The following is a 24821-nucleotide window of genomic DNA, read 5'->3' on the forward strand; positions in this document are numbered from 1 at the left end:
AGACATGAGGCGGGCTTAGCCAGCGACTCCGGCGCACGGTCGCCCGGAGAACCCGCTCACCGGTCGACGAGCGTCGTCTCGAAGTAATACCGGGATGCGCGGTAGCAGTGGTCGCCGTACTCCACGGCTTTGCCCGAATCGTCGAAGGCAGTCCGGCTCATCGACAGCAGCGGGGCGCCGACCTTCTCGGCCAGCAGCTTGGCCTCGGTGCGCGTGGCCGGTCTGGCGCCGATGCGCTGCCGCGCCAACCGGATGTGCACGCCGCGGGTGCGCAGCGCCTGATAGAGGCCGATGCGCTCGAGTTCCGCTGACTCCGGGGCCAATTCGACGGGCAGGTAGTTCACCATCACCGCGAGCGGTTCGCCGTTGGCGCGGCGCAGTCGCCGGATCGTCACGATCTCGTCGCCACTGGCCAGGTTGAGTTGGGTGGCCACCTCGTCGTCGGCCTTGCCGACCTCGTAGGCGAGCAGCTCCGTCGTCGGGTCCTGGCCCGCCCTGGCGAGGTCGTCGAACAGACTGGTCAGCTCGACGCGACGGTGCACGGGGTTCTGAACCACCTGGGTGCCGACGCCGCGCTTGCGCACCAGCAGGCCCTTGTCCACGATCTCCTGGATCGCCCGGCGCGTCGTGGGCCGGGACAGCGTCAGACGCTTGGCAAGGTCCAATTCGTTCTCGAAGCGGTCCCCCGGAACCAGGTCGCCGTCCCGGATCGCCGCCTCGATCGCTTGTGCGAGTTGGTAATACAGCGGCACGGGGCTCGATCGGTCGAGCTCGACCTCCAGCGGCACGTCGCCTCCCGTCTCGGGGACCAGACAAACTGCGGACAAGGGTAACACCGTATTGACCGCAAGTCTGAATGTCAGGACAAACTATTGACAGAGCGGAGTGACGCGGGGCACAGTCATGGGGCGAGCCCTTCAACCACCGCCCCGGGAGCTGACGTGTCCACCTCACAGCCGTTCGACGTGCTGGCCATCGGCCGCAGCGGCGTCGACATCTATCCACTGCAGATCGGCGTCGGCCTGGAGGAGGTCACCTCGTTCGGGAAGTTCCTCGGCGGTAGTGCCGCCAACGTCGCGGTCGCGGCGGCGCGGTTGGGCAATCGGGCGGCGCTGATCTCCGGAGCCGGCGACGATCCGTTCGGCCGCTTCGTCCGGGCGGAGCTGGAGCGCCTCGGTGTCGACAACCGTTACGTCGCAACGCACGCCGCATATCCGACCCCGGTCACGTTCTGCGAGATCTTTCCCCCCGACGACTTCCCGCTGTACTTCTACCGCAAGCCCAGCGCACCGGACCTGCAGATCACCCCGGCGGAGATCGACGCCGACGCCGTGCGGGCCGCACGGCTGTACTGGTCGACGGTCACCGGGCTGTCGGAGGAGCCGAGCCGGAGCGCGCACTTCGCGGCATGGGAGGCGCGCGGGGCGAGCGAAGCGGCGTGCAGAAGTGGCGGCCGTGCGCCGCTGACCGTCCTCGACCTCGACTACCGGCCGATGTTCTGGGACTCCCCCGCAGCCGCCACCGAACAGGTCCAGCGGGCCCTGCAGCACGTCAGCGTCGCCGTCGGCAACCGCGAGGAGTGCGAGATCGCGGTCGGCGAGAGCAACCCGCGCAACGCGGCCGAGGCGCTGCTGGACCTGGGTGTCGAGCTGGCGATCGTCAAGCAGGGACCCCGCGGCGTGCTGGGCAAGACCAGGCACTCCTCGGTCACCGTGCCCCCGAACGAGGTGGACGTCGTCAACGGCCTCGGCGCGGGAGACAGCTTCGGCGGCAGTCTCATTCACGGTCTGCTGCACGGCTGGCCGCTGGAGAAGACGCTGCGCTACGCCAACGCCGCGGGCGCCATCGTCGCCTCCCGCCTCGAGTGCTCGACCGCCATGCCCACCGCCGCCGAGGTCGCGGATCTGGCCGAGCAGACCGCCGTGGAGGCCGTCAATGTCTAGCGCACCGTCCGGGGTCCGATGCCAGGACTACGCCACCGTCACCGATCTACGCGCCGCCGACCCAGGCGCCGTCGCCCGCGCCTGGGCGAGCCGCACCACCCGCCCGACGATCCAGGGCGACGGCCGGCTGATGATCGTCGCCGCCGACCACCCCGCGCGTGGCGCACTGGCCGTGGGCAATCGCCCGACGGCCATGAACAGCCGCACCGATCTGCTCGACCGGTTGCGCACCGCACTCGCCGATCCGGGGGTCGACGGCGTACTCGCGACGTCGGACATCCTCGACGACCTCGTGCTCCTCGGCGCGCTCGAGAACAAGGTGGTCTTCTCCTCGTTCAACCGCGGCGGCCTGGCCGGCGCCACCTTCGAGTTCGACGACCAGATGACCGGCGCCACCGCCGCATCCACCGCCGCGGCGGGGATGAACGGTGGAAAGATGCTGTGCCGCATCGCCCTCGACGATCCCGGGACCGTCACCACCATGGCGGCCTGCGCGAAGGCCGTCGACGAACTGGCCGCCCACGGGCTGATCGCGATGGTGGAGCCGTTCATGTCCAGCCGCGTCGACGGGAAGGTCCGCAACGACCTCAGCCCGGACGCGGTGATCAAGTCGGTGCACATCGGTCAGGGCCTGGGTTCCACGTCGGCCTACACCTGGATGAAGCTGCCCGTCGTGGCGGAGATGGACCGCGTGATGGAGTCGACCACGCTACCCACGCTGCTGCTCGGCGGTGACCCGGCCGACCCCGACGAGGCCTTCGCCAGTTGGGAGAAGGCCCTCGGCCTACCGTCGGTGCGCGGTCTGATCGTCGGCCGCACCCTGCTCTACCCCGCCGACGACGACGTCAGCTCCGCCGTCGCGACCGCCGTATCGATGGTGAGGTGAACGATGCACAGCAAGTTGTACATCCCGGCCCGCAGCGCCACCCTGCCCTTCACCGTGGACGTCACCCCGCAGTCCGCCGGCTGGACCGAATCCTCGCTTCGGGTACTCGAACTCGACGACACCCAAAGTGCCGAACTGACGACCGGTGACACCGAGGTGATGATCCTGCCGCTGGCCGGCGGTGGCACCGTCGAGTGCGGCGGCGAGACGTTCGAGCTGGCACCACGCGCCTCGGTCTTCGACGGACCGTCGGACATGGTCTACGTCGGCATCGCGCAGACCTACGTGCTCGCGGGCGAGGGCCGGTTCGCGATTTGCGGCGCCAGGGCCACGCGCTCGTTCCCGAACCGTCGGGTCGCGGCCGCGGACGTCTCGGTCGAACTGCGCGGTGCTGGCAACTGCAGCCGGCAGGTGCACAACTTCGGCACCGCGGGCGTGTTCGAGGCCGATTCTCTGATCGCCTGCGAGGTCATCACGCCGGGCGGCAACTGGTCGAGCTACCCGGCCCACAAGCACGACGAGAACACCCCGACCGAGTCCGAGCTCGAGGAGATCTACTACTTCGAGATCGCGCCGGGGCCCGACGGCTCCCGCGGCTTCGGCTACCACCGGGTGTACGGCACCCCCGACCGCCCGATCGAGGTCCTCGAGGAGGTCCGCACCGGCGACGTGGTGCTGGTGCCGCACGGTTATCACGGCCCCTCGGTCGCGGCGCCGGGGTACCACATGTACTACCTCAACGTGATGGCCGGACCGGGCGCCGAGCGCGCCTGGAAGATCGTCGACGACCCCGAGCACGCGTGGCTCCGCGGCACCTGGGACGACCAGGCCGTCGACCCCCGACTCCCACTGCACCAGACAGGAGCATGAATCGTGGTCTCCACCGCCCCCAAGCGCGCCGAGAAGATCCCCGACGGAGAACCCACCGTGCGACTCACCGTCGCGCAGGCCACCATTCGGTTCCTTGGCAATCAGTACGTCGAACGCGACGGCGTGCGGGTCAGGTTCTTCGCGGGCGCCTTCGGCATCTTTGGTCACGGCAACGTGGCCGGTCTTGGCCAGGCGCTGCTGCAGGCCGAGGTCGACGCGGCCGCAGGCGGCACCGAGCCCGAGTTGCGCTACGTGCTGGGCCGCAACGAGCAGGCGATGGTGCACAGTGCCGTCGCCTACGCCCGCCAGAAGGACCGGTTGCAGACCTGGGCCGTCACGGCCAGCGTCGGACCGGGCTCGACGAACATGCTGACCGGCGCGGCACTGGCCACCATCAACCGCCTGCCCGTGCTGCTGCTGCCCGCAGACACGTTTGCCACCCGGGTCAGTGCACCCGTGCTACAGGAACTCGAGCTGCCGTCCTCGGGCGACGTCACCGTCAACGACGCCTTCAAGCCGCTGTCGCGGTACTTCGATCGAGTCTGGCGACCCGAGCAGCTGCCCGCCGCGTTGCTCGGCGCCATGCGCGTGCTGACCGATCCCGTGGAGACGGGCGCGGCGACGGTGTCCATCCCCCAGGACGTGCAGGCCGAGGCACACGATTGGCCGGAATCTCTTTTCGCGCAACGTACCTGGCACGTGGCGCGGCCCCTGCCGGAGCGCTCGGTGATCGCCCGCGCGGCCGACGTCATCCGCTCGGCGCGCAGGCCGCTGATCGTCGCCGGCGGCGGCGTGATCTACTCCGACGCCACCGAGGCGCTGGCGGCCTTCTGCGAACGAACCGGCATTCCGGTCGGCCAGAGCCAGGCCGGTAAGGGCGCGCTGCCCTACGACCACCCGCAATCGGTCGGTGCCATCGGTTCGACGGGGACGACGGCGGCCAACGCGCTCGCGACCGAGGCCGACGTCGTCATCGGCATCGGCACCCGCTACAGCGACTTCACCACCGCGTCACGCACCGCGTTCAACGATCCCGACGTGCGCTTCGTCAACGTCAACGTGGCCTCGCTCGACTCCGTCAAGCAGGGCGGCGTCAGCGTGGTGGCCGACGCCAGGGAGGCCATCGAGGCGCTCGGTGCCGCTCTCGGCGACTACTCCGTCAGTGACGAATATCGCTCTCGCACGGAAACACTGGCCACGGAGTGGGACGAGACCGTCTCGGCCGCCTACCGCACCGACGACGGCGCGCCATTGAACCAGAACCAGGTCATAGGCCTGGTCAACACATTGTCCGATCCTCGCGACGTCGTGGTCTGCGCCGCCGGGTCGATGCCGGGTGATCTGCACAAGCTGTGGCGCACCCGCGACCGCAAGGGCTACCACGTCGAATACGGGTTCTCCTGCATGGGTTACGAGGTGGCCGGTGGCATCGGCGCCAAGATGGCCGAACCCGATCGCGACGTCTTCGTCATGGTCGGCGACGGCTCCTACCTGATGATGGCAACGGAGTTGGCCACCGCGGTGCAGGAGAACGTCAAGGTGATCGTCGTGCTGGTGCAGAACCACGGATTCGCCTCGATCGGCGGGCTTTCCGAGGCGCTGGGGTCCCAGCGGTTCGGCACGGCCTACCGGTACCGCACTGACGACGGCACGCTCGACGGTGCGAAGCTGCCGGTCGACCTGGCTGCCAACGCCGCCAGCCTGGGCGCCGACGTGATCCGAGTGGTCACGGCCGCCGAGTTCACCGATGCGGTGAAGGTGGCCAAGGCCAGCGACCACACCACGGTGATCCACGTCGAGACCGATCCGATGGTCTTCGCCCCGGACAGCGAATCCTGGTGGGACGTACCGGTATCGGAGACGTCCACGTTGGAGTCGACCCAGAACGCCTACCGGACCTACGCCGAGTGGAAGAAGATCCAGCGGCCTCATCTCCGCCCCTCCGAAGACTAGAGGAAACGCACGTGAGCAAGATCTTGGTGGGGTCCGCCCCAGATTCGTGGGGTGTCTGGTTCCCCGACGACCCGAGTCAGACCCCGTACACCCGCTTCCTCGACGAGGTGGCCGCCGCCGGCTACGAGTGGATCGAACTGGGCCCCTTCGGCTACCTGCCCACCGACCCCAAGCACCTCGCCGACGAGCTGGCTGCCCGCAACCTCAAGCTGTCGGCGGGCACGGTGTTCGAGCATCTGCACCAGAATGATTCGTGGGATGCGGTGTGGCAGCAGATCGAGGACGTGGCGAGGCTGACCGCGGCAGTCGGCGGAAGGCACGTCGTCGTCATCCCCGAGATGTGGCGCGACCCCGCCTCCGGTGCGGTGCTCGAAGACCGTGACCTGACCGCCGAACAGTGGCACGCGAAGACCACGGGCATGAACGAACTTGGCAAGGCGATGTTCGAGAAATATGGCGTCCGTGCGCAATACCATCCGCACGCCGACAGCCACGTCGACACCGAGGAGCACGTCTACCGCTTCCTCGACGGTACCGACGGGCAGTTCGTCAACCTGTGCCTGGACACCGGTCACATCAGCTACTGCGGTGGGGACAACATCGCCATCATCCGGCGGGCCCCCGAGCGCATCGGCTACCTGCACCTCAAGCAGGTCGACCCGGTGGTGCGCGCCAAGGTCGAGGCCGAGGACCTGCCGTTCGGCGAGGCCGTCAAGCTGGGCGCGATGACCGAACCACCCCTTGGCATTCCGGACATGCCGCCGCTGCTCGCCGCGATCGACGAGCTGGGCATCGACGTCTTCGCCATCGTCGAGCAGGACATGTACCCGTGTGCCGTCGACACCCCCCTGCCCATCGCCAAGCGCACCCGCGCCTACCTCGGGTCCTGTGGCGTGCCGTCCGTCCGATTCGCCTAGGAGATCAACTGACATGTCCGACTTGCGCGTAGCCGTCCTCGGCGTTGGCATCATGGGCGCCGATCACGTCGCCCGCCTGAACACCAGGATCTCCGGAGCTCGAGTGACGGTGGTCAACGACTACCTCACCGAGAAGGCCGAGAAGATCGCCGCCGACGTTCCCGGGTGCCGGGCCATCGCCGATCCGCTGGACGCGATCGCCGATCCCGACGTGGACGCCGTGGTGCTGGCCACCCCGGGACCGACCCACGAGAAGCAGCTGCTGGCCTGCATCGAGCACGACAAGCCGGTGCTGTGCGAGAAGCCACTGACCACTGACGTCGACACCTCACTCGAGGTGGTCAAGCGCGAGGCCGAGCACGGCCGGCGGTTGATCCAGGTCGGGTTCATGCGGCGCTTCGATCGCGAATACGCCCAACTGAAGGCACTGCTGGACAGCGGTGAGCTGGGCCGCGCCCTGGTGCTGCACTGCGCGCACCGCAACCCCGCGGTGCCGCCGAGTTTCGACAGCTCGATGATCGTCCGCGACTCGCTGGTGCACGAGGTCGACGTCACCCGGTTCCTGTTCGACGAGGAGATCGTCTCGATTCAAATCATCAAGCCTTCGGCGAATCCCGGTGCGCCAGAGGGCATCGCGGATCCGCAGATCGCGATCCTGCGCACCGCGTCCGGCAAGCACGTCGACGTCGAGCTGTTCGTCACCACCGGGGTGGCCTACGAGGTGCGCACCGAACTGGTCGCCGAGAAGGGCAGCGCGATGATCGGCCTGGACGTCAACATGATTCGCAAGACCGCGGCCGGGACCTGGGGTGGTGAGATCACCCCGGGCTTCCGCGAGCGCTTCGGCCAGGCCTACGACACCGAGTTCCAGCGCTGGGTGGACGCCGTCCGCTCGGGCACGAACGTCGACGGGCCGGGCGCCTGGGACGGTTACGCCGCGTCCGCGGTGTGCGAGGCCGGCGTGGAGTCGCTGAGCAGCGGCCGGCCCGTCGAGGTGAAGATGGTCTCACGCGACTCCATCCCCGGGGCGTGACACCGTGAAGATCGCCCTGGACCCGACGCCGTTTCACCACGACTACGAACTGCTCGAATTCCCGCGCGTGGCAGCCGAACTGGGCTACGGGAACCTCCAACTCACCCCGCACCGGGACTTCATCCCGTTCTTCAACCATCCCCGCGCCGACGACGAGCTGGTCGCCAAGTTCCGCAAGGCCTGTGCATACGCGGGCGTCGGCATCGCCTCCGTGCTGCCGGTCCTGCGCTGGTCGGGTCCCGACGAGGACGCCCGTGAAGCAGCGGTGCGGAACTGGAAGCGCGTCATCCAGATCACCGTGGACCTCGGGGTCGACGTCATCAACACCGAGTTCTCCGGCAGGCCCGAACGCGCCGAGGAGTCCGAGCGGGCCTTCTTCCGGTCGATGGAGGAGCTGGTGCCCATCTTCGAACGCGAGGGCATCGACGTCCGCATCGACCCGCACCCCGACGACTTCGTCGAGGACGGGCTCGAGGCGTTGCGCATCATCCGTGGCGTCAACTCCCCCAACATCGGGATGGTCTACGTCGCCTGCCACACCTTTCACATGGGCGGCAACATGACCGAGATCATGCGCGCCGCGGGTGACCGACTTCGGCTGGTGCACGTTGCCGACACCATGGATCACCATCGCAGCCATGGGTTGCGCTACATCACCAACCCGCCCGGCAGCGCCGCGCGGGTGCACCAGCACCTGAAGATCGGCGACGGCGACGTCGACTGGGACGAGTTCTTCTCCGGGCTTGGCGAGATCGGGTTCTACGACCGGCCCGACACGGTCATGGTGTCGTCGGTCTTCGCCGAGGACGAGAACGCGCACGACGTGTCGCGCTACCAGCTCGCCACCATCACCGACTACGTCACCAAGTACGCGAACTGAGTCAGGACTGCAATGGTTGAGCCATGACCGTCCTGCCGCACGCCGAACTGCACCTGCACCTCGAGGGCACCCTCGAGCCGGAGACCATCTTCACGATGGCCGAGCGCAATCGGATCGACCTGCCGTATGCCGACGTGGCGGATCTGTCGTCGCGGTACGACTTCTCGGACCTGCAGTCGTTCCTGAACCTGTACTACGCCAACATGGCCACCCTGCGCACCGCCGCGGACTTCGCCGAGATGACCGACTCCTATCTGGCAAGAGCCGCGCGCGGTGGCGTCCGCCACGCGGAGGTGTTCCTCGACCCGCAGGCGCACGTGACTCGCGGCGTCGCGCTCGAGGAGGTCATGGACGGGGTGACGACGGCGCTGGCCTGCTCACTCGAGCGCCACGGCGTCAGCAGCGGCCTCATCGTCGCGATGCTGCGCGATCACAGCGCCGAGTCGGCCATGCAGACCCTCGACGCCGTGCTCACGCTCGGCACGCCGCTCCTCGGCATCGGGCTCGACTCCGCCGAGGTGGGCCATCCGCCGTCGAAGTTCGTCGACGTCTTCGCCAAGGCCCGCGCCGAAGGGCTGCACGTCGTGGCCCACGCAGGCGAGGAGGGGCCGCCGAGCTACGTCTGGGAGGCGCTCGACCTGCTCGGCGCCGAACGCATCGACCACGGCATCCGGTGCTTGGAAGACGACCGGCTGGTGCACCGTCTGGTCGCCGAACGGGTGCCGTTGACGGTGTGCCCGCTGTCCAACGTCCGCCTCCGGGTCGTCGCCGACATCGCCGACCATCCGCTGCCGACGATGCTGGCGAAGGGGCTCAACGTCACGATCAACTCCGACGATCCCGCGTACTTCGGCGGCTATCTCGACGACAACGTGACGGCGGTCCGCGACGCCTTCGGCCTGGACCAGGCGACCCTGACGACGCTCGCCACGAACTCGGTCGACGCCTCGTTCGCCGAGCCGTCCCGGCGGACCGCGCTGCTCGCCGAGATCGCCTCGGCGACCTAGCCCCGGGTCAGCACTTCGCGTCCGCAGGCAGTTTCAGGTCGATCAGGTAGGTCGTGGCGGCGTCGTCCACGCAGGTGTCACCCTGGAAGACCACCGTGTGCTGGGTGCCGTCGAAGGTGAGCAGGCCGCCGTGGAGCTGCTTGGCCAGGTTCACCCCGGCCTGATACGGCGTGGCCGGATCGTGGGTCGTCGACACCACCAGCACCGGAGGAAGTCCCGGCGCGGACGCTACGTGCCGGGTGCGCGTCGGCGGGACCGGCCAGAACGCGCAGTCGCTCAGGGGCGCATCGCCGGTGAACTGGCCGTAGCTGGTGAAGGGCGCGACCTGCCTGGTGCGGCGGTCCTCGTCGATCACCGTGGCTCGGTCGGTGACGGGTGCGTCGTCGACACAGGTGACGGCGACCTGCGCGTCGCTGGCGTTGGAGTAGTGGCCGTGCTCGTCGCGATCGGAGTACTCGTCGGCCAGCGCGAGCAGCGTGTCTCCGTGGCCGGTGGTGAGTTCGGTCAGCCCGTCGGTCAGGTGCCTCCAGAGGTCGGGTGAGTACAGCGCCATCGTCGTGCCCGTCAGTGCATCGGAATACCCCAGCCCGCGCGGGTCGGACGTGGCGGCGGGCTTGCCCACCAGCGGGTCCACCAGGTGGTGGAAGACGTCGACGGCCTTGGCCGGGTCGGTGCCAAGTGGGCAGGTCGAATCCTTCGCGCAGTCGGCGGCGAACGCGTCGAACGCCTTCTGGAAGCCGGCCGCCTGATCGATGTCGGACTGGATCGGGTCGGCGTCGGGATCGACTGCCCCATCGAGGATCATCGCCCGCACCGCGTCGGGATGGGCCTCCGCGTAGGCCGAGCCGATCAGCGTGCCGTACGAGTAGCCGAGGTAGGTCAGCTTCTCGTCGCCGAGCGCCTTGCGCAGCGCGTCGAGATCCTCGACGACGTTGGCGGTGCCGACGTTGGCGAGGAAGTCCTTGCCCATCTTGTCCACGCACCGCGCGACGAACTGCTTCTCGGTCTCCTCGATGTGCGCGACGCCCGCCGGGCTGTAGTCGACCTGGGGGTCGGCACGTTCCGCGTCGGCTTCGGCGTCGGAGTTGCACCGCAGCGTCGGGGTCGACGAACCGATGCCTCGCGGATCGAAGCCGACGAGGTCGAATCGCTCGCGGATGCGCGGCGGCAACGAGTCGACCATGCCGACGGCGGCGTCGACGCCCGACTCCCCCGGCCCGCCTGGGTTGATCACCAGCGAGCCGATCTTGCGACCGGTCGCGGGGAACCTGATCAGAGCCAGGTTGGCGAACCCCGCGTCCGGCTTGGCGGCGTCGACGGGCACGGCGAGGGTGCCGCACTGCGCTCCGGCCGGAAGCTTTCCCGAATCGCCGCCGGAGATCACGTGACACGTCTCCCACCGCACGCTCTCACCGCTCTGCTGCCGTTGCACGACGGACCGCCCGGGGATCGTGGTGTTGCAGCCGGCCGCGACGACGACGCAGGTCGCCAGCACGGCGCAGATCCGCACCGTCGTGGCCGGGCCGCTGGGGTGACGCCTCATGGCCCACATGCTGCCAGGGCCACCTGGGAGGACCCGGCGCGCTCACCGCCGTGGCGCGTCAACCGTCCCGCTGGCGGGTATGTCGCCACTGCCAAGGCCGGACACTTCGACAGCGATGTGGAGAAACATGGATCAGCAGTGCGCGGGCAGCGGACGGGAACTGCCGGGCGAACCGCCGCCGGACGTCGCCGTGGCGTGCCCCGAGTGCGGCCGCGAGGTGCGCATCGACGTGCAGGAGGCCGTGAACGGCCAGCGCATCGTGATCGAGGACCACCAGGGAGTCGTCGACGTCGCCACGTGAGCCGACCTCCCCGGTGGCGTTGGGGGCCGGGATGACACCCTGAATGCCGTGTCGACTGAACCCATCACACTCGTTCGATCCGCCACCCCCGCGGGCGCCGAACTCGCCACCCTGACCTTCGATCACGGTCCGCTCAACCTCTTCGACCAGGCCATGTTCGACTCGCTGACCGCACGCGTCGCGGAGTTGACGGCCGACCCGCCCCGGGCCGTGCTGCTGCGCGCCGAGGGCAAGGTGAACTCGGCGGGCGTCGACGTCCACGTGTTCCGGGGGCTGACCGAGGCTCAGGGCGCCGACCTGTGGCGCACGCTGTTCACGCACGTCATCGGCCCCATCGAGGCGCTGCCCTGTCCAGTGGTGTTCGCCGCGCACGGCCTGACCCTCACCGCGGCCTTCGAGATCGCGCTGGCGTGCGACCTGATCCTGGCCGGGCCGCGGGCCAAGTTCGGACTCGTCGAGACGGTCGTCGGGCTGACCCCGTCGATGGGCGGTCCGCAACGGCTGGCCGAACGTGCCGGGTCCGGGCGCGCCCGGGAGCTGGTCATGACGGGTGACGTCTACGACGCGGCGACGATGGCGGACTGGGGTGTGGTCAACGCGGTGCACGACGACGTCGACTCCGCCGCCCGGGCCTTGGCCGCGCGCCTGGCCGACGGACCCACCAAGGCCCATGCGGCGACCAAGGAGATCATCGCGGCATGGCGCTCCGGCGGCGTCGGCCACGCCGATGGCGTCACCCCCGAGGTGTCCGGCGCTCTGTTCGCGACCGAAGATCTCCAGCGCGCCGTCGTCAGCTTCCTGGAGAACGGCCCCGGCAAGGCCACCTACGAGGGGCGCTAGACGACGGAGGAATAGCATTGGCGCGATGAACGAGAGCTTCGCGATCTCCGACGTCCCATTCACGCACGACCCCTGGGTAGCGGCCAAGGATCGTTACGACGCCATGCCCTACCGACGCGTCGGAACCTCGGGGCTGCTGCTGCCGGCGATCTCCCTCGGGCTCTGGTACAACTTCGGCGACAACCGGCCGTTCGACACCCAGCGGGAAGTGCTGCGCCACGCCTTCGACCGCGGTATCACGCACTTCGATCTGGCCAACAACTACGGGCCGCCCTACGGATCCGCCGAGGAGAACTTCGGCAGGATGCTTCGCCGCGACTTCAAGCCGTACCGCAACGAGCTCATCATCTCCACCAAGGCGGGCTGGGACATGTGGCCCGGGCCCTACGGTCAGCTCGGTGGGCGCGCCTACGTGCTGGCGAGCCTGGACGAGTCGCTCGATCGCATGGGCCTGGACTACGTCGACGTGTTCTACTCCCACCGCATCGATCCGGTCACCCCACTCGAGGAGACGATCGGCGCCCTCGACACCGCGGTTCGCGCGGGAAAGACGCGCTACGTTGGCATTTCGTCGTATTCGGCGGCCAAGACGGCTGAGGCCGCGGCCATCGCCAAGCGGCTGGGCACCCCGTTGGTGATCCACCAGCCGTCGTACTCACTGCTCAACCGCTGGATCGAGGGCGGCCTGACCACCGAGCTGACCAACGCCGGCATGGGTGCCATCGCCTTCACCGCCCTGGCTCAGGGTCTGTTGACCGACCGCTACCTGCAGCAGCCGGCAGGCGACGTCGACCGCGCCACCGCGCGCCCCACCTTCGACGACGCCACCGTGACCGACGAGGTGCTCGACCGGCTGCGAGGGCTGGCGGGCATCGCCGAACGCCGCGGGCAGTCGCTCGCGCAGCTCGCGCTGGCCTGGGTGCTGCGCGACCCGACGGTGGCCTCGACGCTGATCGGCGCATCGAGCGTGGCTCAGCTCGACGAGAACCTCGGGGCGCTGGACAACCTCGAGTTCACCGACGCCGAACTCGCCGAGATCGACCAGTACGCCTCGGATTCGGGCATCGATCTGTGGCGCGAGAGCTCGGACGTCTGACCGGCGGTTAGCGGGCCGAGACCTGCTTCTTGCCGTACTGGCGCTCCAGCATGGCCGTGTCGCCGTACACCCGTACCTGGGTCGTTCTCCCGTCGCGGATCGTGAACACCTCGACGCCCTGGCTCGTCTCACCTCCGAAGGTGGCTTCGCCGAGCACGATCACGGTGTCGCCATCGGCAACGAAGCGGTGCGGCGTGACCGTCGGTGACTTCTCGCCGAGCCGCGCGAGGAACTCGCCGAGTTCACCCTTGCCGTGGTAAGTGCCGCTGATCGTGCTCTCGCCCGGCTGGATCCACTCGACGTTGTCGTCGAACAGGCTCATCAGCTGTTCGACGTCCCCGGTCGCGAAGGCCTCGTAGCCCTTCTCGACGAGCTCGATGTTGCGTTGTTGCTCCGACATTTCCTCTTCCCTTCTGGTGTCTGCCGAACTCGAGGTCTGCAGTTTCACAACCGACTCATTTCGCGGGACATCCGCGCGGTCTCGAAGAACGCGGCTTCCCGGCGAGGACGAATCGGCGCCGGCTCGGGCAGGTGAAGTGGCAGGTGATGTGGCAGGTGAACGTGGACGTGAACGTCGTGGAATGCGACGACCAGTCGCGAGCCGAGCCGACGACGATCGGCGGCGTACCGCTGCACGGCCGCTGCGGTGGCGACTTGAGCCCGGGTTTCACCGGCGCTGGCCGGAGGCGACGCCTCGGCCTCGCGTACACCGCGCGTTGGCTCCCCCTTGCGGCGCAGCGGCCGGCTCATCAATTGCACCATGTCTGGACCCCCCCAGGTCTCTTGGTGACCCCCGGCCCCGAAACCGGAAATCCGAACACCTAGAGACAATCACCGTCGCGGGGTGAGCCACATCATCCAAATGGTTGAGATTCGACGAGCGACGTCATGGGCCGACATGCGAACGGGGCACCTACCGCGGATGGACCGCAGTAGGTGCCCCCGTTTGGCAGACCGGCGGATCAGAGGATGTAGAGCATCTCCTGGTAGGTGGGCAGCGGCCAAAGATCGTCCGCCACAACGCCTTCCAGCGTGTCGGCGGCGGCCCGGACCGCGTCCATCAGGGGCAGCAGGCTCTGCGCGTGCTTGGCCTCTTCGGCCGCGCTGTCGCCACCGTGCTCACCCATCGCGGTCTTGAGCGCCGACAGCGCGGCGGTCAACTCGGCGATCGGCGCCGACACCGCGCCGAGCAGCGTGGTGTCGGGCTCCATGCCCGCGGCCTTGAGCGTCGCGACGTTGGAGGCCAGCTCGGTCTGGTAGCGGATCGCGGCGGGCAGGATCACCGTGGACCCGACCTCCAGCGTCAGCTTGGCCTCGACGTTGACGGTCAGCGCGTAGGTCTCGTAGCGGACCTCCTCGCGGCTGTGCAGCTCGCGCGAATTGAAGACGCCGTACTTCTCGAACACCTCGATGGCCTCGGGCTTGACCAGCTCCGGGATGGCATCGATGGTGGTCTTGAGGTTCGGCAGGCCGCGCTCGGCCGCCTCGATCTGCCAGTTCTCCGAGTAACCGTCACCGTTGAACACGACCGCCCCGTGCTCGGTGATGATCTCGGTGAGCAGTTTCTGGACGGCGGCGTCGAAGTCCTCGCCTTCGCCGACGGCCTTCTCCAAGGCCGTGGCCATGTAGTCCAGCGAGTCGGCCATGATCGTGTTGAGGATGATCATCGGCACGTTGATCGTCTGCCCCGAGCCCGGCGCGCGGAACTCGAATCGGTTGCCGGTGAACGCGAACGGGCTGGTGCGGTTGCGGTCGCCCGGATCGGTCGGCAGCACCGGCAGGGTGTCGACGCCGATGATCATGCTGCCCTTGCCCTTCGACGACGTCGCCGCGCCCTTGGCGATTTGCTCGAACACGTCGGCGAGCTGATCGCCGAGGAAGATCGAGATGATCGCGGGCGGGGCCTCGTTGGCGCCGAGACGGTGGTCGTTGGTGGCCGAGGCCACCGAGACGCGCAGAAGACCGGAGAACTTGTGGACGGCACGGATGACCGCCGCGCAGAACACCAGGAACTGGGCGTTCTCGTGTGGCGTGTCGCCGGGCACCAGGAGGCTGCCGAACTGGGCGTTGCCCATGGAGAAGTTGACGTGCTTGCCCGAGCCGTTGACACCGGCGAACGGCTTCTCGTGGAACAGGCACTCCATGCCGTGCTTCTTGGCGATGTTGCGGAACGTCGTCATCAGCAACTGCTGGTGATCGGCGGCGATGTTGGCCCGCTCGAACATCGGCGCGATCTCGAATTGTCCTGGGGCGACCTCGTTGTGGCGGGTCTTGGCCGGGATGCCGAGCTTGAACAGCTCGCGCTCGGTGTCCATCATGAACGCCAGCACGCGGTCGGGGACCGAACCGAAGTAGTGGTCGTCGAACTCCTGGCCCTTCGGCGGCTTGGCACCGAACAGCGTGCGGCCCGCGTTGATCAGATCGGGCCGGGCCAGGAAGAAGTGCCGGTCGACGAGGAAGTACTCCTGCTCGGGTCCGCAGAACGAGACGATGTGGTCGAAGCCCTCGTGGCCGAACAACTTCAGGATGCGCTCGGCCTGGGCGCCCATCGCCTGCTGGCTGCGCAGCAGCGGCGTTTTGTAGTCCAGCGCCTCACCGGTCATCGAAACGAAGACCGTCGGGATGCACAGCGTGTTGCCGTTCGGATTCTCCAGGATGTAGGCGGGGCTGGTGACGTCCCAGCCGGTGTAACCGCGCGCCTCGAAGGTGCTGCGCAGACCGCCCGACGGGAAGCTCGACGCGTCGGGCTCACCCTGAATGAGGGTCTTGCCGGCGAACTCGGCCAGGGTCTGGCCATCGGAGACCGGCTCGAGGAAGCTGTCGTGCTTCTCGGCGGTCAACCCGGTCATTGGGTAGAAGACGTGGGCGTAGTGGGTGGCGCCCTTGGACAGCGCCCAGTCCTTCATCGCCGAGGCCACGGAGTCCGCGACGGCGGGGTCGAGCTTGGCGCCCTTCTCGATGGTCGCCACGACGGACTTGTAGACCGACTTGGGCAGCCGCAGCCGCATCTCGGCCAGCGTGAAGACGTTGGCTCCGAAGATCTCACCCGGCTCTTCGCTCGGGTCGAAGCTGATCGCTGGCGGCACGTAGGCCTCGACGTTGTTGATCGCTTGCAGACGGACCGCATTTCCGCTCAATTGAGTTCCCATCAAGCCGTGAGCCCGCAACTGATTCGCGGGCTAGACCGGCCCACACTAGGAATGCCACATTCCGGGACTGTTACGTCCGCGTCAACGCGACGATGCAAGATACCTTTGGTTTCATTCGCGAAGAGTGGGTCCGAACCCGTGGAGCCCTACCGCGCCGAGTGTGAGCCGGATGGCGAAATTCTGACCGCTGGCCGCCATGGGGCTCGAAGTCCGCGAGAGGGGTACTCGGGCGGCATGAGGATGCTCCTGGCTTCGGTGTCGGTCGTCGTGCTGCTCGCCGGCTGCGAGAGCACCCCGCCCACCTCGACGGTCAGGCAGACGGTCGGGCAGAGCACTCCCACCACCACGGGTCTGTTGCCAGCCGGCGTCCCCACCGAGGGCAGCCGACCGCCCGCCGACGGCCTGCCGCCGCCGGCCGAACCCCAGCGGGCTCCCGTACCGACCACTGCTCCACCCGGACGCCTGGTCCCGGTGGGCGACGCACCCGAGGGAGTCGTCGTCGACGCGATGACGCGCACGGTCGCCGTCGCCAAGCGCAACCCCTACGAGCTGGTCCTGCTCGACGCCGACACCGGCGTGGTGACCGAGCGGGTTCCCCTGCCCGGTGCCGTGCGGCACCTGCAGCTCGCCAAGCCCGGCGGGCCCGTCCTCGTACCGGTGGAGAGCGCCAACGCGCTGGTCCGCGTCGACCTCCCCGGCGGTGCCGCCGAACCGCAGATCGTCACGGGCACCGTGCCGCACGACGCCTCGGAGGCCCCCAACGGCACCGTCTTCGTGGCCAACGAGCACGGCGGCACCACCACGGTCATCCGCGGCGACGACATCGTGAAGGTGTTCACCGACAGCGTCCAGCCGGCGGGCATGGCCCCGGTCGGCAACCTGATGGGCATGCTCGACGTCCGCAAGAACGACCTGACCGTCTACGACGCGGAGAAGCTGACGATCGTCGGCTCGACCCCCGCCGGCGCCGGGCCGACGCACCTGGTGGCCGATGAGCACGGTCGCTACGTCGCGGCCGACACCCGCGGGAACGCCGTGCGCGTCTTCAGCACCGAGCCGCGGCAGGTAGGCGAGGTGCCGCAGGCCGGCGGGCCGTATGGAATCGCCTACGACCCGACCCGCGACCGGCTGTGGGTCGCCTCGTCGGGCACCAACGAGGTGATCGGCTACGACATGGCCACCGACGTGCCACGCCAGGTCGCCCGGGTCGCCACGGTCCAGAATCCGTACACCCTTGGCGTCGATTCCAGGACCGGGCGGCTGTTCATCGCGGGCGTCAGCGGTGGCGTCGTACAGATCGTGAACGCACCGGCCTAGATTGGTGGCATGGGTATTCGGCGCCGGATGACGGGACGTGACGTCAGCCAAGACATCGCGGTGAAGTACGACGAACACGCGATCTCCAGCACCGGCGCGAAACACGAGGCCGCCGGGATGAAGGCCGTGATGGTGTCGCTGCAGCGGGGTGTGACGTCGATGGGCCCGCTGCGCACCGTCGCCGCGCTGGCCCGGCTCAATCAGCGCACTGGCTTCGACTGCCCCGGCTGTGCGTGGCCCGAGGAGCACGGCGGCCGCAAGTTCGCCGAGTTCTGCGAGAACGGCGCCAAGGCAGTCGCGGAGGAGGGCACCAAGCGCGTCGTCACGCCCGACTTCTTCGCGCGGCACTCCATCGCCGACCTGGCGCAGCGCCCCGAGTACTGGCTGAGCCAGCAGGGCAGGCTGACCCACCCGGTGATCCTGCGCGAGGGTGACGACCACTACCGCCCGATCAGCTGGGACCACGCGTATCACGTGATCGCCCAGCATCTGAACGCTCTCGCCAGCCCCGACGAGGCAGTCTTCTACACCTCTGGCCGCACCAGCAACGAGGCCGCGTTCCTCTATCAGCTGCTGGTCCGCAGCTTCGGCACCAACAACTTGCCGGACTGCTCGAACATGTGCCACGAATCGTCGGGGACGTCGTTGACCGACTCCATCGGCATCGGCAAGGGCTCGGTCACCGTCGAGGACCTCGAAGAGGCCGACGTCATCGTCATCGCGGGGCAGAACCCCGGTACCAACCATCCGCGCATGCTGTCGGTGCTGGAGAAGGCGAAGGCCAACGGCGCCAAGATCATTGCGATCAACCCGCTACCCGAAGCCGGCCTGATGCGTTTCAAGGATCCGCAGAAGGTGCACGGCGTCATCGGGCACGGCATCGGCATCGCCGACGAGTTCGTCCAGATCCGCCTCGGCGGTGACATGGCGCTGTTCGCCGGGCTGGGCCGGCTGCTTCTGGAGGCCCAGGACAAGGCGGGTCCGGGCGCCCAGATCGTCGACCGCGACTTCATCGCCGAGCACTGCGCCAACTTCGAGGCCTACGAGGCGCAGACCCGCGCCGTCGACCTCGACACCGTGCTGGAGGCGACCGGGATCGAGCGCAGTCAGCTCGAGCGGGTGGCCCAGATGCTGATCGGTTCGGAACGCACCATCGCCTGCTGGGCAATGGGGCTGACGCAACACCGCCACGCCGTTCCGATGATCTCCGAGCTCACCAACCTGCTGCTGATGCGCGGCATGATCGGCAAGCCGGGCGCAGGGGTATGCCCCGTGCGCGGGCACTCCAACGTCCAGGGCGACCGCACCATGGGCATCTGGGAGAAGATGCCCGAGACCTTCCTGGCCGCACTGGATTCCGAGTTCGGCATCGTCAGCCCGCGCAAGCACGGCATGGACACCGTCGATGCGATCCGCGCGATGCGCGACGGCCGGGCGTCGGTCTTCATGGGCATGGGCGGCAACTTCGCGATGGCCACCCCGGACACCGAGGTCACCGAGGCCGCGCTGCGCAGCTGCTCGCTGACCGTGCAGGTGTCGACCAAGCTGAACCGCAGCCACGTCGTCCACGGCACCACCGCGCTGATCCTTCCGTCGCTGGGCCGCACCGACAAGGATCTTCAATCCGGAGTCAAACAGCAGGTCTCCGTTGAGGATTCGATGTCGATGGTGCACCTCTCCCGCGGCAGTCTGCAGCCGCCCAGCGACCAGGTGCGCAGTGAAGTCGCCATCGTCAGCCAGCTGGCGCGCGCGGTGCTCGGCGCCGACCATCCGGTGCCGTGGGAGGAGTTCCAGGTCGACTACGATCGGGTGCGCGACGCCATCGCAGCGGTGGTACCAGGTTGCGAGGACTACAACCGAAGGGTCCGCCAGCCCGACGGCTTCCAGCTCCCTCACCCGCCGCGCGATTCTCGCCAATTCCCGACGACCACGGGCAAGGCCAACTTCGCCGTCAACCCGTTGGAGTGGATTCCCGTACCCGAAGGCCGGCTGGTGCTGCAGACCCTGCGCAGCCACGACCAGTACAACACCACGATCTACGGTCTCGACGACCGATACCGCGGGGTGAAGGGCGGCCGGCGGGTGATCTTCGTCAACCCGGCCGACATCAAGTCGCTCGGCTTCACCGATGGTGAGCGAGTCGACCTGGTGTCCGAATTCCCCTCGGCTACCGGAGAACTCGAGGAGCGTCGCGCCGAGGACTTCATGATCGTCGGTTACTCGACGCCGGTCGGCAACGCGGCCGCCTATTATCCCGAGACCAATTCCCTGGTGGCGCTGGATCACGTGGCCGCCCGCTCGAACACCCCCGTGTCCAAGGCCGTGCAGATTCGGCTGGAAGCCCGCACCCCGGAGGCCGGGCGCAGCGACGGGGGACGTGCGGGTGGGTAGGGTCACCGCGCGGCGCAAGGCCAGCCACCTCACCGCCGACACCTCGACGACCAGGCCCGAGACGCTGGCCGTCGAGGAGCCGATGGAGATCCGCGTCAACGGCACCGCCATCACCGTGACGATGCGCACGCCAGGCTCGGACGTGGAACTGGCACAAGGCTTCATGCTCACCGAGGGAGTGATCGGGCGCCGTGACGACATCGCCACCGTCCAGTACTGCCGCGGCGCGGGTGAGGACGGCGTCAACACCTACAACGTGCTCGACGTGACCCTTGCCCCTGGCGTGGTGATGCCGGAGGTGGACGTCACCCGCAACTTCTACACCACCTCGTCGTGCGGGGTCTGCGGCAAGGGCTCGATCGATGCCATCGAACTGATCTCCCGCCACTCCCCCGGCGACGACCCCACCGTCGTCGCCTCCGAGACGCTTTCGGCCATGCCCTCCCAACTCCGCAGTGCGCAACGAATATTCGCCACCACCGGCGGTCTGCACGGTGCAGCGCTGTTCGATGCCGACGGCACCATGCTCGTCGTGCGCGAGGACATCGGCCGCCACAACGCCGTCGACAAGGTGATCGGATGGGCGCTGGAGAACGACCGAATCCCGTTGACCGGCACCGTGTTGCTGGTCAGCGGACGTGCGTCCTTCGAGTTGACCCAGAAGGCCGTGATGGCGGGCATCCCCATCCTCGCCGCGGTGTCCGCTCCGTCGTCGCTGGCCGTCGATCTGGCTGGCCAGGCCGGCCTGACCTTGGTCGCGTTCCTACGAGGTGACTCGATGAACGTCTACACCCGGGTCGATCGCGTCAAGCACTAGCGTGCTTCGACCTGGTCAGTGCTGCCAGCTCTTGTAGGTGAATTCCAGACTGTAGCCATCGGGGTCCAAGACGCTGGCCGCGTAGTAGCGCGGATCGTAGTACTCCCGATAGGACGGTGCCCCGTTGTCTGTGGCACCGGCCGCGATCGCGGCGGCGTAGGCGGCGTCCACCTCCGCGACACCGTCGGCGACGAAGCCGACGTGCGCGGCGCGGCAATCGCCCGCGCCCGCCCGGAGCCAGAAGAAGATGCGGCCGGCCACGCCGAAGCCCTTGAGATCCGGATGCCCCGGCGGGCCGTCCTTGCCGTCGTAGTCCACCCGAGTCGTGATGCCGAGCGGCGCCAGCGCGGCGGTGTAGAAATCGGTCGAGCGATCGACGTCGCTCACCGTGAGGAAGACGTGGTCGAGCATGCTGATCTCCTTGCCGTCGATTGGCGCGTCCCGTCGAGTGTCGGCATCCCGCGCGCTCCCAACACTTACATGGTCCCCTGGGGGTATGACGAGAGACGAGATCACCCAGCAGGTCATCGCGGCGCGACTGGCGAAGGGCCTCACCTGGCAGCAACTCGCCGAGGCCGTCGACCGCCCGGTCGTATGGACGACGGCGGCGCTACTTGGCCAGCACCCCATCCCCCCGGAAGCGGGCGCCGTGCTGGCCGAGTTGCTCGGCCTCGACCAGTCCGTGGTGCCCGTACTCGCCGCGGTGCCGATGCGCGGCGGCCTGCCCACCGCCGTGCCAACCGATCCGACGATCTACCGGTTCTACGAGGCACTCTCGGTGTACGGCGGGGCCATCAAGGAGCTGATCCACGAGCAGTTCGGCGACGGGATCATGAGCGCCATCAACTTCAGCGTGGACGTCGAGAAGAAACCGCATCCGGGCGGTGACCGCGTCGTGGTGACGCTGGACGGCAAGTTCCTGTCCTACGAGTGGAACCACGCTTCCGAATAGGCGCACCCAGAATGCACTGAGGGTCGTGAACCATGGCGGTTCACGACCCTCAGTGCAATCTCGACCGCTATGCGCTCTTGTCGCGGCGTTCGGTACGCGGCGGCTTGCGCGGCACGATGGTCGGCAGCACGTTGTCCTGCACGGTCTCCTTGGTCACGACGACCTTCGCGACGTCGTCGCGGCTGGGGATGTCGTACATCACCGGCAGCAGGACTTCCTCCATGATGGCGCGCAGACCGCGGGCGCCGGTGCCCCGGTGGATCGCCTGATCGGCGATGGCATCGAGGGCGTCACCGGTGAACTCGAGCTCGACGCCGTCCATCTCGAACAGCCGCGTGTACTGCTTGACCAACGCGTTCTTGGGCTGCGACAGGATGGTGACGAGCGATTCCTTGTCAAGGTTCGTCACCGACGCCACGACGGGCAGGCGGCCGATGAACTCCGGGATCAACCCGAACTTGATCAGGTCCTCCGGCATGACCTCGGCGAAGTGGTCTTGAGTGTCGATCTCGGCCTTGCTGCGCACCTCGGCGCCGAAGCCCAGACCACGCTTGCCGACGCGGTCGGAGACGATCTTCTCCAGGCCCGCGAAGGCGCCGGCCACGATGAACAGCACGTTCGTCGTGTCGATCTGGATGAACTCCTGGTGCGGGTGCTTGCGGCCGCCCTGCGGCGGGACCGAGGCCTGGGTGCCCTCGAGGATCTTCAGCAGGGCCTGCTGCACGCCCTCGCCGGAGACGTCGCGGGTGATCGACGGGTTCTCGCTCTTACGAGCGATCTTGTCGACCTCGTCGATGTAGATGATGCCGGTCTCGGCACGCTTGACGTCGTAGTCGGCGGCCTGGATCAGCTTCAGCAGGATGTTCTCGACGTCCTCACCGACGTAGCCGGCCTCGGTGAGCGCGGTCGCGTCGGCGATTGCGAACGGGACGTTGAGCATCTTGGCCAGCGTCTGGGCCAGGTAGGTCTTGCCACATCCGGTGGGGCCGAGCATGAGGATGTTGGACTTCGCCAGCTCGACGGGTTCGGCGCGCGAATCGCGCGACTTCTCCTGAGCCTGGACCCGCTTGTAGTGGTTGTAGACGGCCACGGCCAGGGTGCGCTTTGCGGTGTCCTGTCCGATGACGTAACCCTCGAGGAACTCGCGGATCTCGGCGGGCTTGGGCAGCTCGTCGAGCTTGACGTCGTCGGCGTCGGCGAGTTCCTCCTCGATGATCTCGTTGCAGAGGTCGATGCACTCGTCGCAGATGTACACGCCGGGGCCCGCAATGAGTTTCTTGACTTGCTTCTGACTCTTTCCGCAGAAAGAGCACTTGAGCAGGTCGCCGCCGTCTCCGATGCGCGCCATTGTCCCTGCGGCCCTACTTTCCTGATCGCCGTCGGTATGTCTCGGTGTGGTGGATCACCTCGGGTGTTCTCCCGACGCTACCCGTATGTTCCGGCGCCGTGCGACCGATAAAGCCGAATAGCGCCGTTGATATTTGCCTGCGTTGATGGAGAACATATCTCCTGCGTCGCCACCAGCCGTCCGGAACACGCTTCTCGCCGTTGGCGTGTCGCCGTCGCAATCGATACGAGACCTCCGCGACCACGGTACCCGCGGCCGCAGCGGCGCGATCCCCGCGAGACGGGGTATCGCGCCGCTGACGATCACGCCGACTGAGCGGACAGCTTGCGGTATTCCAGGACCGTGTCGATGATCCCGTAGTCCTTGGCTTCGGCCGCGGTAAGGATCTTGTCGCGGTCGGTGTCCTTGCGGATGACCGCGGCGTCCTTGCCCGTGTGGCGCGCCAGCGTGGTGTCCATCAGCGTGCGCATGCGCTCGATCTCGGCGGCCTGGATCTCCAGATCGGAGACCTGGCCCTGGATCGCTCCGCCGACGGCGGGCTGGTGGATGAGCACGCGGGCGTTGGGCAGCGCGAGCCGCTTGCCCGGCGTTCCGGCGGCCAGCAGCACCGCGGCGGCCGACGCGGCCTGACCGAGGCACACCGTCTGGATGTCGGCGCGGACGTACTGCATGGTGTCGTAGATCGCCATCAGCGAGGTGAACGAACCACCGGGCGAGTTGATGTACATGGTGATGTCGCGGTCGGGATCCAGCGACTCGAGCACCAGCAGCTGCGCCATGATGTCGTTGGCCGACGCGTCGTCGACCTGCACGCCGAGGAAGATGATGCGTTCCTCGAACAGCTTGTTGTACGGATTGGACTCCTTGACGCCGAAGCTCGAGTGCTCGATGAACGACGGAAGGATGTAGCGCGCCTGAGGCTGGTTCACGGCTCCGCCGTGGGAAGGCTGGGTCACGAGGCACTCCCGTTGAAGTTGGCGTGGGTGATGATGTGGTCGACGAACCCGTACTCCAGCGCCTCGGGTGCGGTGAACCAACGGTCGCGGTCCGCGTCTGCCTCGACGCGCTCGAGCGTCTGCCCGGTGAACTCGGCGTTGAGCCGGTTCATCTCCTTCTTGGTCAAGGCGAACTGCTCGGCCTGGATCGCGATGTCCGCCGCGCTACCGCCGATGCCGGCGCTCGGCTGGTGCATCATGATGCGCGCGTGGGGCAGGGCGTAGCGCTTGCCCTTGGTGCCCGCGGCGAGAAGGAACTCACCCATCGAGGCGGCGAGGCCCATCGCGTAGGTCGCCACGTCACATGGCGCCAGGACCATGGTGTCGTAGATCGCCATGCCCGCCGTCACCGATCCGCCGGGCGAATTGATGTAGAGGTTGATGTCCTTGGTGGGGTCTTCGGCCGCCAGCAGCAGAATCTGCGCGCAGAGCCGGTTGGCGATGTCGTCGTCGACCTGGGTTCCCAGGAAGATGATCCGCTCGGCCAGCAATCGCTCATAGACGGAGTCGATGAGGTTGAGACCCGACGCGCCCGAACGCATGTCAGTCACGGCTGGAATACCTGCTTTCTCGAGTGTGCGTA

At 67.8% G+C, this 24821-nt stretch carries 24 protein-coding genes; 15 read left to right on the forward strand and 9 right to left on the reverse strand.

Annotation, left to right across the window (positions count from 1 at the left end):
- Window positions 1-56: 56 nt before the first annotated feature.
- A complete protein-coding gene (locus SBI80_RS17535) occupies window positions 57-788 on the reverse strand; it encodes a GntR family transcriptional regulator (RefSeq protein WP_318976246.1) in 732 nt (243 codons plus the stop codon).
- Between the two features lie 153 nt (window positions 789-941).
- On the opposite strand from SBI80_RS17535, the gene iolC reads away from it, so the two are divergent.
- Genes iolC through SBI80_RS17575 form a run of 8 tightly spaced genes read left to right on the forward strand, consistent with a single transcriptional unit; the run spans window position 942 to window position 9489 of the window.
- On the forward strand, window positions 942-1943 hold the full coding sequence (gene iolC / locus SBI80_RS17540) for a 5-dehydro-2-deoxygluconokinase (RefSeq protein WP_318976076.1): 1002 nt from the start codon (window positions 942-944) through the stop codon (window positions 1941-1943).
- Window positions 1936-2829, forward strand: a complete 894-nt coding sequence (locus SBI80_RS17545) for a Cgl0159 family (beta/alpha)8-fold protein (RefSeq protein WP_318976077.1) — start codon at window positions 1936-1938, stop codon at window positions 2827-2829. Before iolC ends, SBI80_RS17545 begins: the two co-directional genes overlap by 8 nt.
- 3 nt (window positions 2830-2832) lie before the next feature.
- Window positions 2833-3699: a 5-deoxy-glucuronate isomerase gene (gene iolB / locus SBI80_RS17550; protein ID WP_318976078.1), complete on the forward strand. Its 867-nt coding sequence runs from the start codon at window positions 2833-2835 to the stop codon at window positions 3697-3699.
- Window positions 3700-3702: 3 nt separating this feature from the next.
- On the forward strand, window positions 3703-5652 hold the full coding sequence (gene iolD / locus SBI80_RS17555) for a 3D-(3,5/4)-trihydroxycyclohexane-1,2-dione acylhydrolase (decyclizing) (RefSeq protein WP_318976079.1): 1950 nt from the start codon (window positions 3703-3705) through the stop codon (window positions 5650-5652).
- Window positions 5653-5663: 11 nt separating this feature from the next.
- Complete coding sequence (locus SBI80_RS17560) at window positions 5664-6569, forward strand: sugar phosphate isomerase/epimerase family protein (protein ID WP_318976080.1); 906 nt, start codon at window positions 5664-5666, stop codon at window positions 6567-6569.
- Between the two features lie 13 nt (window positions 6570-6582).
- Window positions 6583-7602, forward strand: a complete 1020-nt coding sequence (locus SBI80_RS17565; protein WP_318976081.1) for a Gfo/Idh/MocA family protein — start codon at window positions 6583-6585, stop codon at window positions 7600-7602.
- Between the two features lie 4 nt (window positions 7603-7606).
- On the forward strand, window positions 7607-8482 hold the full coding sequence (locus SBI80_RS17570) for a sugar phosphate isomerase/epimerase family protein (protein ID WP_318976082.1): 876 nt from the start codon (window positions 7607-7609) through the stop codon (window positions 8480-8482).
- Window positions 8483-8505: 23 nt separating this feature from the next.
- The gene (locus tag SBI80_RS17575; RefSeq protein WP_318976083.1) at window positions 8506-9489 is read left to right on the forward strand and encodes an adenosine deaminase; all 984 of its coding nucleotides are present in this window, start codon (window positions 8506-8508) and stop codon (window positions 9487-9489) included.
- A 7-nt stretch (window positions 9490-9496) separates the two neighbouring features.
- Here SBI80_RS17575 and SBI80_RS17580 read toward each other — a convergent pair whose 3' ends face one another.
- Window positions 9497-11032 carry an alpha/beta hydrolase gene (locus tag SBI80_RS17580; RefSeq protein ID WP_318976084.1) on the reverse strand — a complete coding sequence of 512 codons (1536 nt, stop codon included), beginning with the start codon at window positions 11030-11032 and terminating at the stop codon, window positions 9497-9499.
- A 127-nt stretch (window positions 11033-11159) separates the two neighbouring features.
- Here SBI80_RS17580 and SBI80_RS17585 point away from each other — a divergent pair, with 127 nt between their 5' ends.
- The 3 genes from SBI80_RS17585 to SBI80_RS17595 are packed head-to-tail and all read left to right on the forward strand — an operon-like array spanning window position 11160 to window position 13269.
- Window positions 11160-11333, forward strand: coding sequence for a hypothetical protein (locus tag SBI80_RS17585; RefSeq protein ID WP_318976085.1), 174 nt, complete (start codon window positions 11160-11162; stop codon window positions 11331-11333).
- A gap of 48 nt (window positions 11334-11381) precedes the next feature.
- On the forward strand, window positions 11382-12173 hold the full coding sequence (locus SBI80_RS17590; protein ID WP_318976086.1) for an enoyl-CoA hydratase/isomerase family protein: 792 nt from the start codon (window positions 11382-11384) through the stop codon (window positions 12171-12173).
- 25 nt (window positions 12174-12198) lie between these two features.
- Window positions 12199-13269, forward strand: coding sequence for an aldo/keto reductase (locus SBI80_RS17595; RefSeq protein WP_318976087.1), 1071 nt, complete (start codon window positions 12199-12201; stop codon window positions 13267-13269).
- Window positions 13270-13276: 7 nt separating this feature from the next.
- On the opposite strand, the gene SBI80_RS17600 is transcribed toward SBI80_RS17595, so the two are convergent.
- From SBI80_RS17600 to SBI80_RS17610, 3 genes are all read right to left on the reverse strand, one after another.
- Window positions 13277-13669: a nuclear transport factor 2 family protein gene (locus tag SBI80_RS17600; RefSeq protein ID WP_318976088.1), complete on the reverse strand. Its 393-nt coding sequence runs from the start codon at window positions 13667-13669 to the stop codon at window positions 13277-13279.
- Between the two features lie 44 nt (window positions 13670-13713).
- Window positions 13714-14019, reverse strand: coding sequence for a hypothetical protein (locus SBI80_RS17605; RefSeq protein WP_318976089.1), 306 nt, complete (start codon window positions 14017-14019; stop codon window positions 13714-13716).
- A 212-nt stretch (window positions 14020-14231) separates the two neighbouring features.
- The gene (locus tag SBI80_RS17610; RefSeq protein ID WP_318976090.1) at window positions 14232-16406 is read right to left on the reverse strand and encodes a glutamine synthetase III family protein; all 2175 of its coding nucleotides are present in this window, start codon (window positions 16404-16406) and stop codon (window positions 14232-14234) included.
- Window positions 16407-16652: 246 nt separating this feature from the next.
- Between SBI80_RS17610 and SBI80_RS17615 the strand changes: the two genes are divergently transcribed.
- From SBI80_RS17615 to fdhD, 3 genes are read left to right on the forward strand one after another with little or no spacing between them, the layout of a single operon-like run.
- Window positions 16653-17735 carry an NHL repeat-containing protein gene (locus tag SBI80_RS17615; RefSeq protein WP_318976091.1) on the forward strand — a complete coding sequence of 361 codons (1083 nt, stop codon included), beginning with the start codon at window positions 16653-16655 and terminating at the stop codon, window positions 17733-17735.
- A 9-nt stretch (window positions 17736-17744) separates the two neighbouring features.
- Complete coding sequence (locus SBI80_RS17620; protein ID WP_318976092.1) at window positions 17745-20126, forward strand: FdhF/YdeP family oxidoreductase; 2382 nt, start codon at window positions 17745-17747, stop codon at window positions 20124-20126.
- The gene (gene fdhD, locus SBI80_RS17625; protein ID WP_318976093.1) at window positions 20119-20943 is read left to right on the forward strand and encodes a formate dehydrogenase accessory sulfurtransferase FdhD; all 825 of its coding nucleotides are present in this window, start codon (window positions 20119-20121) and stop codon (window positions 20941-20943) included. The genes SBI80_RS17620 and fdhD overlap by 8 nt, the downstream gene beginning before the upstream one ends.
- 15 nt (window positions 20944-20958) lie before the next feature.
- Here fdhD and SBI80_RS17630 read toward each other — a convergent pair whose 3' ends face one another.
- On the reverse strand, window positions 20959-21354 hold the full coding sequence (locus SBI80_RS17630; protein WP_318976094.1) for a VOC family protein: 396 nt from the start codon (window positions 21352-21354) through the stop codon (window positions 20959-20961).
- Window positions 21355-21439: 85 nt separating this feature from the next.
- Between SBI80_RS17630 and cynS the strand changes: the two genes are divergently transcribed.
- Complete coding sequence (gene cynS, locus SBI80_RS17635) at window positions 21440-21895, forward strand: cyanase (protein ID WP_318976095.1); 456 nt, start codon at window positions 21440-21442, stop codon at window positions 21893-21895.
- Between the two features lie 67 nt (window positions 21896-21962).
- Here cynS and clpX read toward each other — a convergent pair whose 3' ends face one another.
- The 3 genes from clpX to SBI80_RS17650 all read right to left on the reverse strand — a co-directional run bounded on the left by clpX (window position 21963) and on the right by SBI80_RS17650 (window position 24789).
- The gene (clpX, locus tag SBI80_RS17640; protein ID WP_318976096.1) at window positions 21963-23243 is read right to left on the reverse strand and encodes an ATP-dependent Clp protease ATP-binding subunit ClpX; all 1281 of its coding nucleotides are present in this window, start codon (window positions 23241-23243) and stop codon (window positions 21963-21965) included.
- 302 nt (window positions 23244-23545) lie between these two features.
- Window positions 23546-24172, reverse strand: a complete 627-nt coding sequence (gene clpP2, locus SBI80_RS17645; RefSeq protein ID WP_318976247.1) for an ATP-dependent CLP protease proteolytic subunit ClpP2 — start codon at window positions 24170-24172, stop codon at window positions 23546-23548.
- A 23-nt stretch (window positions 24173-24195) separates the two neighbouring features.
- A complete protein-coding gene (locus SBI80_RS17650; RefSeq protein ID WP_318976097.1) occupies window positions 24196-24789 on the reverse strand; it encodes an ATP-dependent Clp protease proteolytic subunit in 594 nt (197 codons plus the stop codon).
- Between the last annotated feature and the right edge of the window lie 32 nt (window positions 24790-24821).

Origin of the sequence: Mycolicibacterium sichuanense (genome assembly GCF_033741125.1) — a bacterium.
GTDB lineage: Bacteria > Actinomycetota > Actinomycetes > Mycobacteriales > Mycobacteriaceae > Mycobacterium.

Coding starts and splice junctions, on each gene's coding strand:
- SBI80_RS17585 (WP_318976085.1), top strand. CDS start 11,160: ATGGATCAGCAGTGCGCGGGCAGCGGACGGGAACTGCCGGGCGAACCG.
- SBI80_RS17605 (WP_318976089.1), bottom strand. CDS start 14,019: ATGAGCCGGCCGCTGCGCCGCAAGGGGGAGCCAACGCGCGGTGTACGC.
- cynS (WP_318976095.1), top strand. CDS start 21,440: ATGACGAGAGACGAGATCACCCAGCAGGTCATCGCGGCGCGACTGGCG.
- SBI80_RS17620 (WP_318976092.1), top strand. CDS start 17,745: ATGGGTATTCGGCGCCGGATGACGGGACGTGACGTCAGCCAAGACATC.
- SBI80_RS17580 (WP_318976084.1), bottom strand. CDS start 11,032: ATGAGGCGTCACCCCAGCGGCCCGGCCACGACGGTGCGGATCTGCGCC.
- SBI80_RS17595 (WP_318976087.1), top strand. CDS start 12,199: ATGAACGAGAGCTTCGCGATCTCCGACGTCCCATTCACGCACGACCCC.
- SBI80_RS17565 (WP_318976081.1), top strand. CDS start 6,583: ATGTCCGACTTGCGCGTAGCCGTCCTCGGCGTTGGCATCATGGGCGCC.
- SBI80_RS17545 (WP_318976077.1), top strand. CDS start 1,936: ATGTCTAGCGCACCGTCCGGGGTCCGATGCCAGGACTACGCCACCGTC.
- clpX (WP_318976096.1), bottom strand. CDS start 23,243: ATGGCGCGCATCGGAGACGGCGGCGACCTGCTCAAGTGCTCTTTCTGC.
- iolB (WP_318976078.1), top strand. CDS start 2,833: ATGCACAGCAAGTTGTACATCCCGGCCCGCAGCGCCACCCTGCCCTTC.
- SBI80_RS17615 (WP_318976091.1), top strand. CDS start 16,653: ATGAGGATGCTCCTGGCTTCGGTGTCGGTCGTCGTGCTGCTCGCCGGC.
- SBI80_RS17600 (WP_318976088.1), bottom strand. CDS start 13,669: ATGTCGGAGCAACAACGCAACATCGAGCTCGTCGAGAAGGGCTACGAG.
- SBI80_RS17575 (WP_318976083.1), top strand. CDS start 8,506: ATGACCGTCCTGCCGCACGCCGAACTGCACCTGCACCTCGAGGGCACC.
- SBI80_RS17630 (WP_318976094.1), bottom strand. CDS start 21,354: ATGCTCGACCACGTCTTCCTCACGGTGAGCGACGTCGATCGCTCGACC.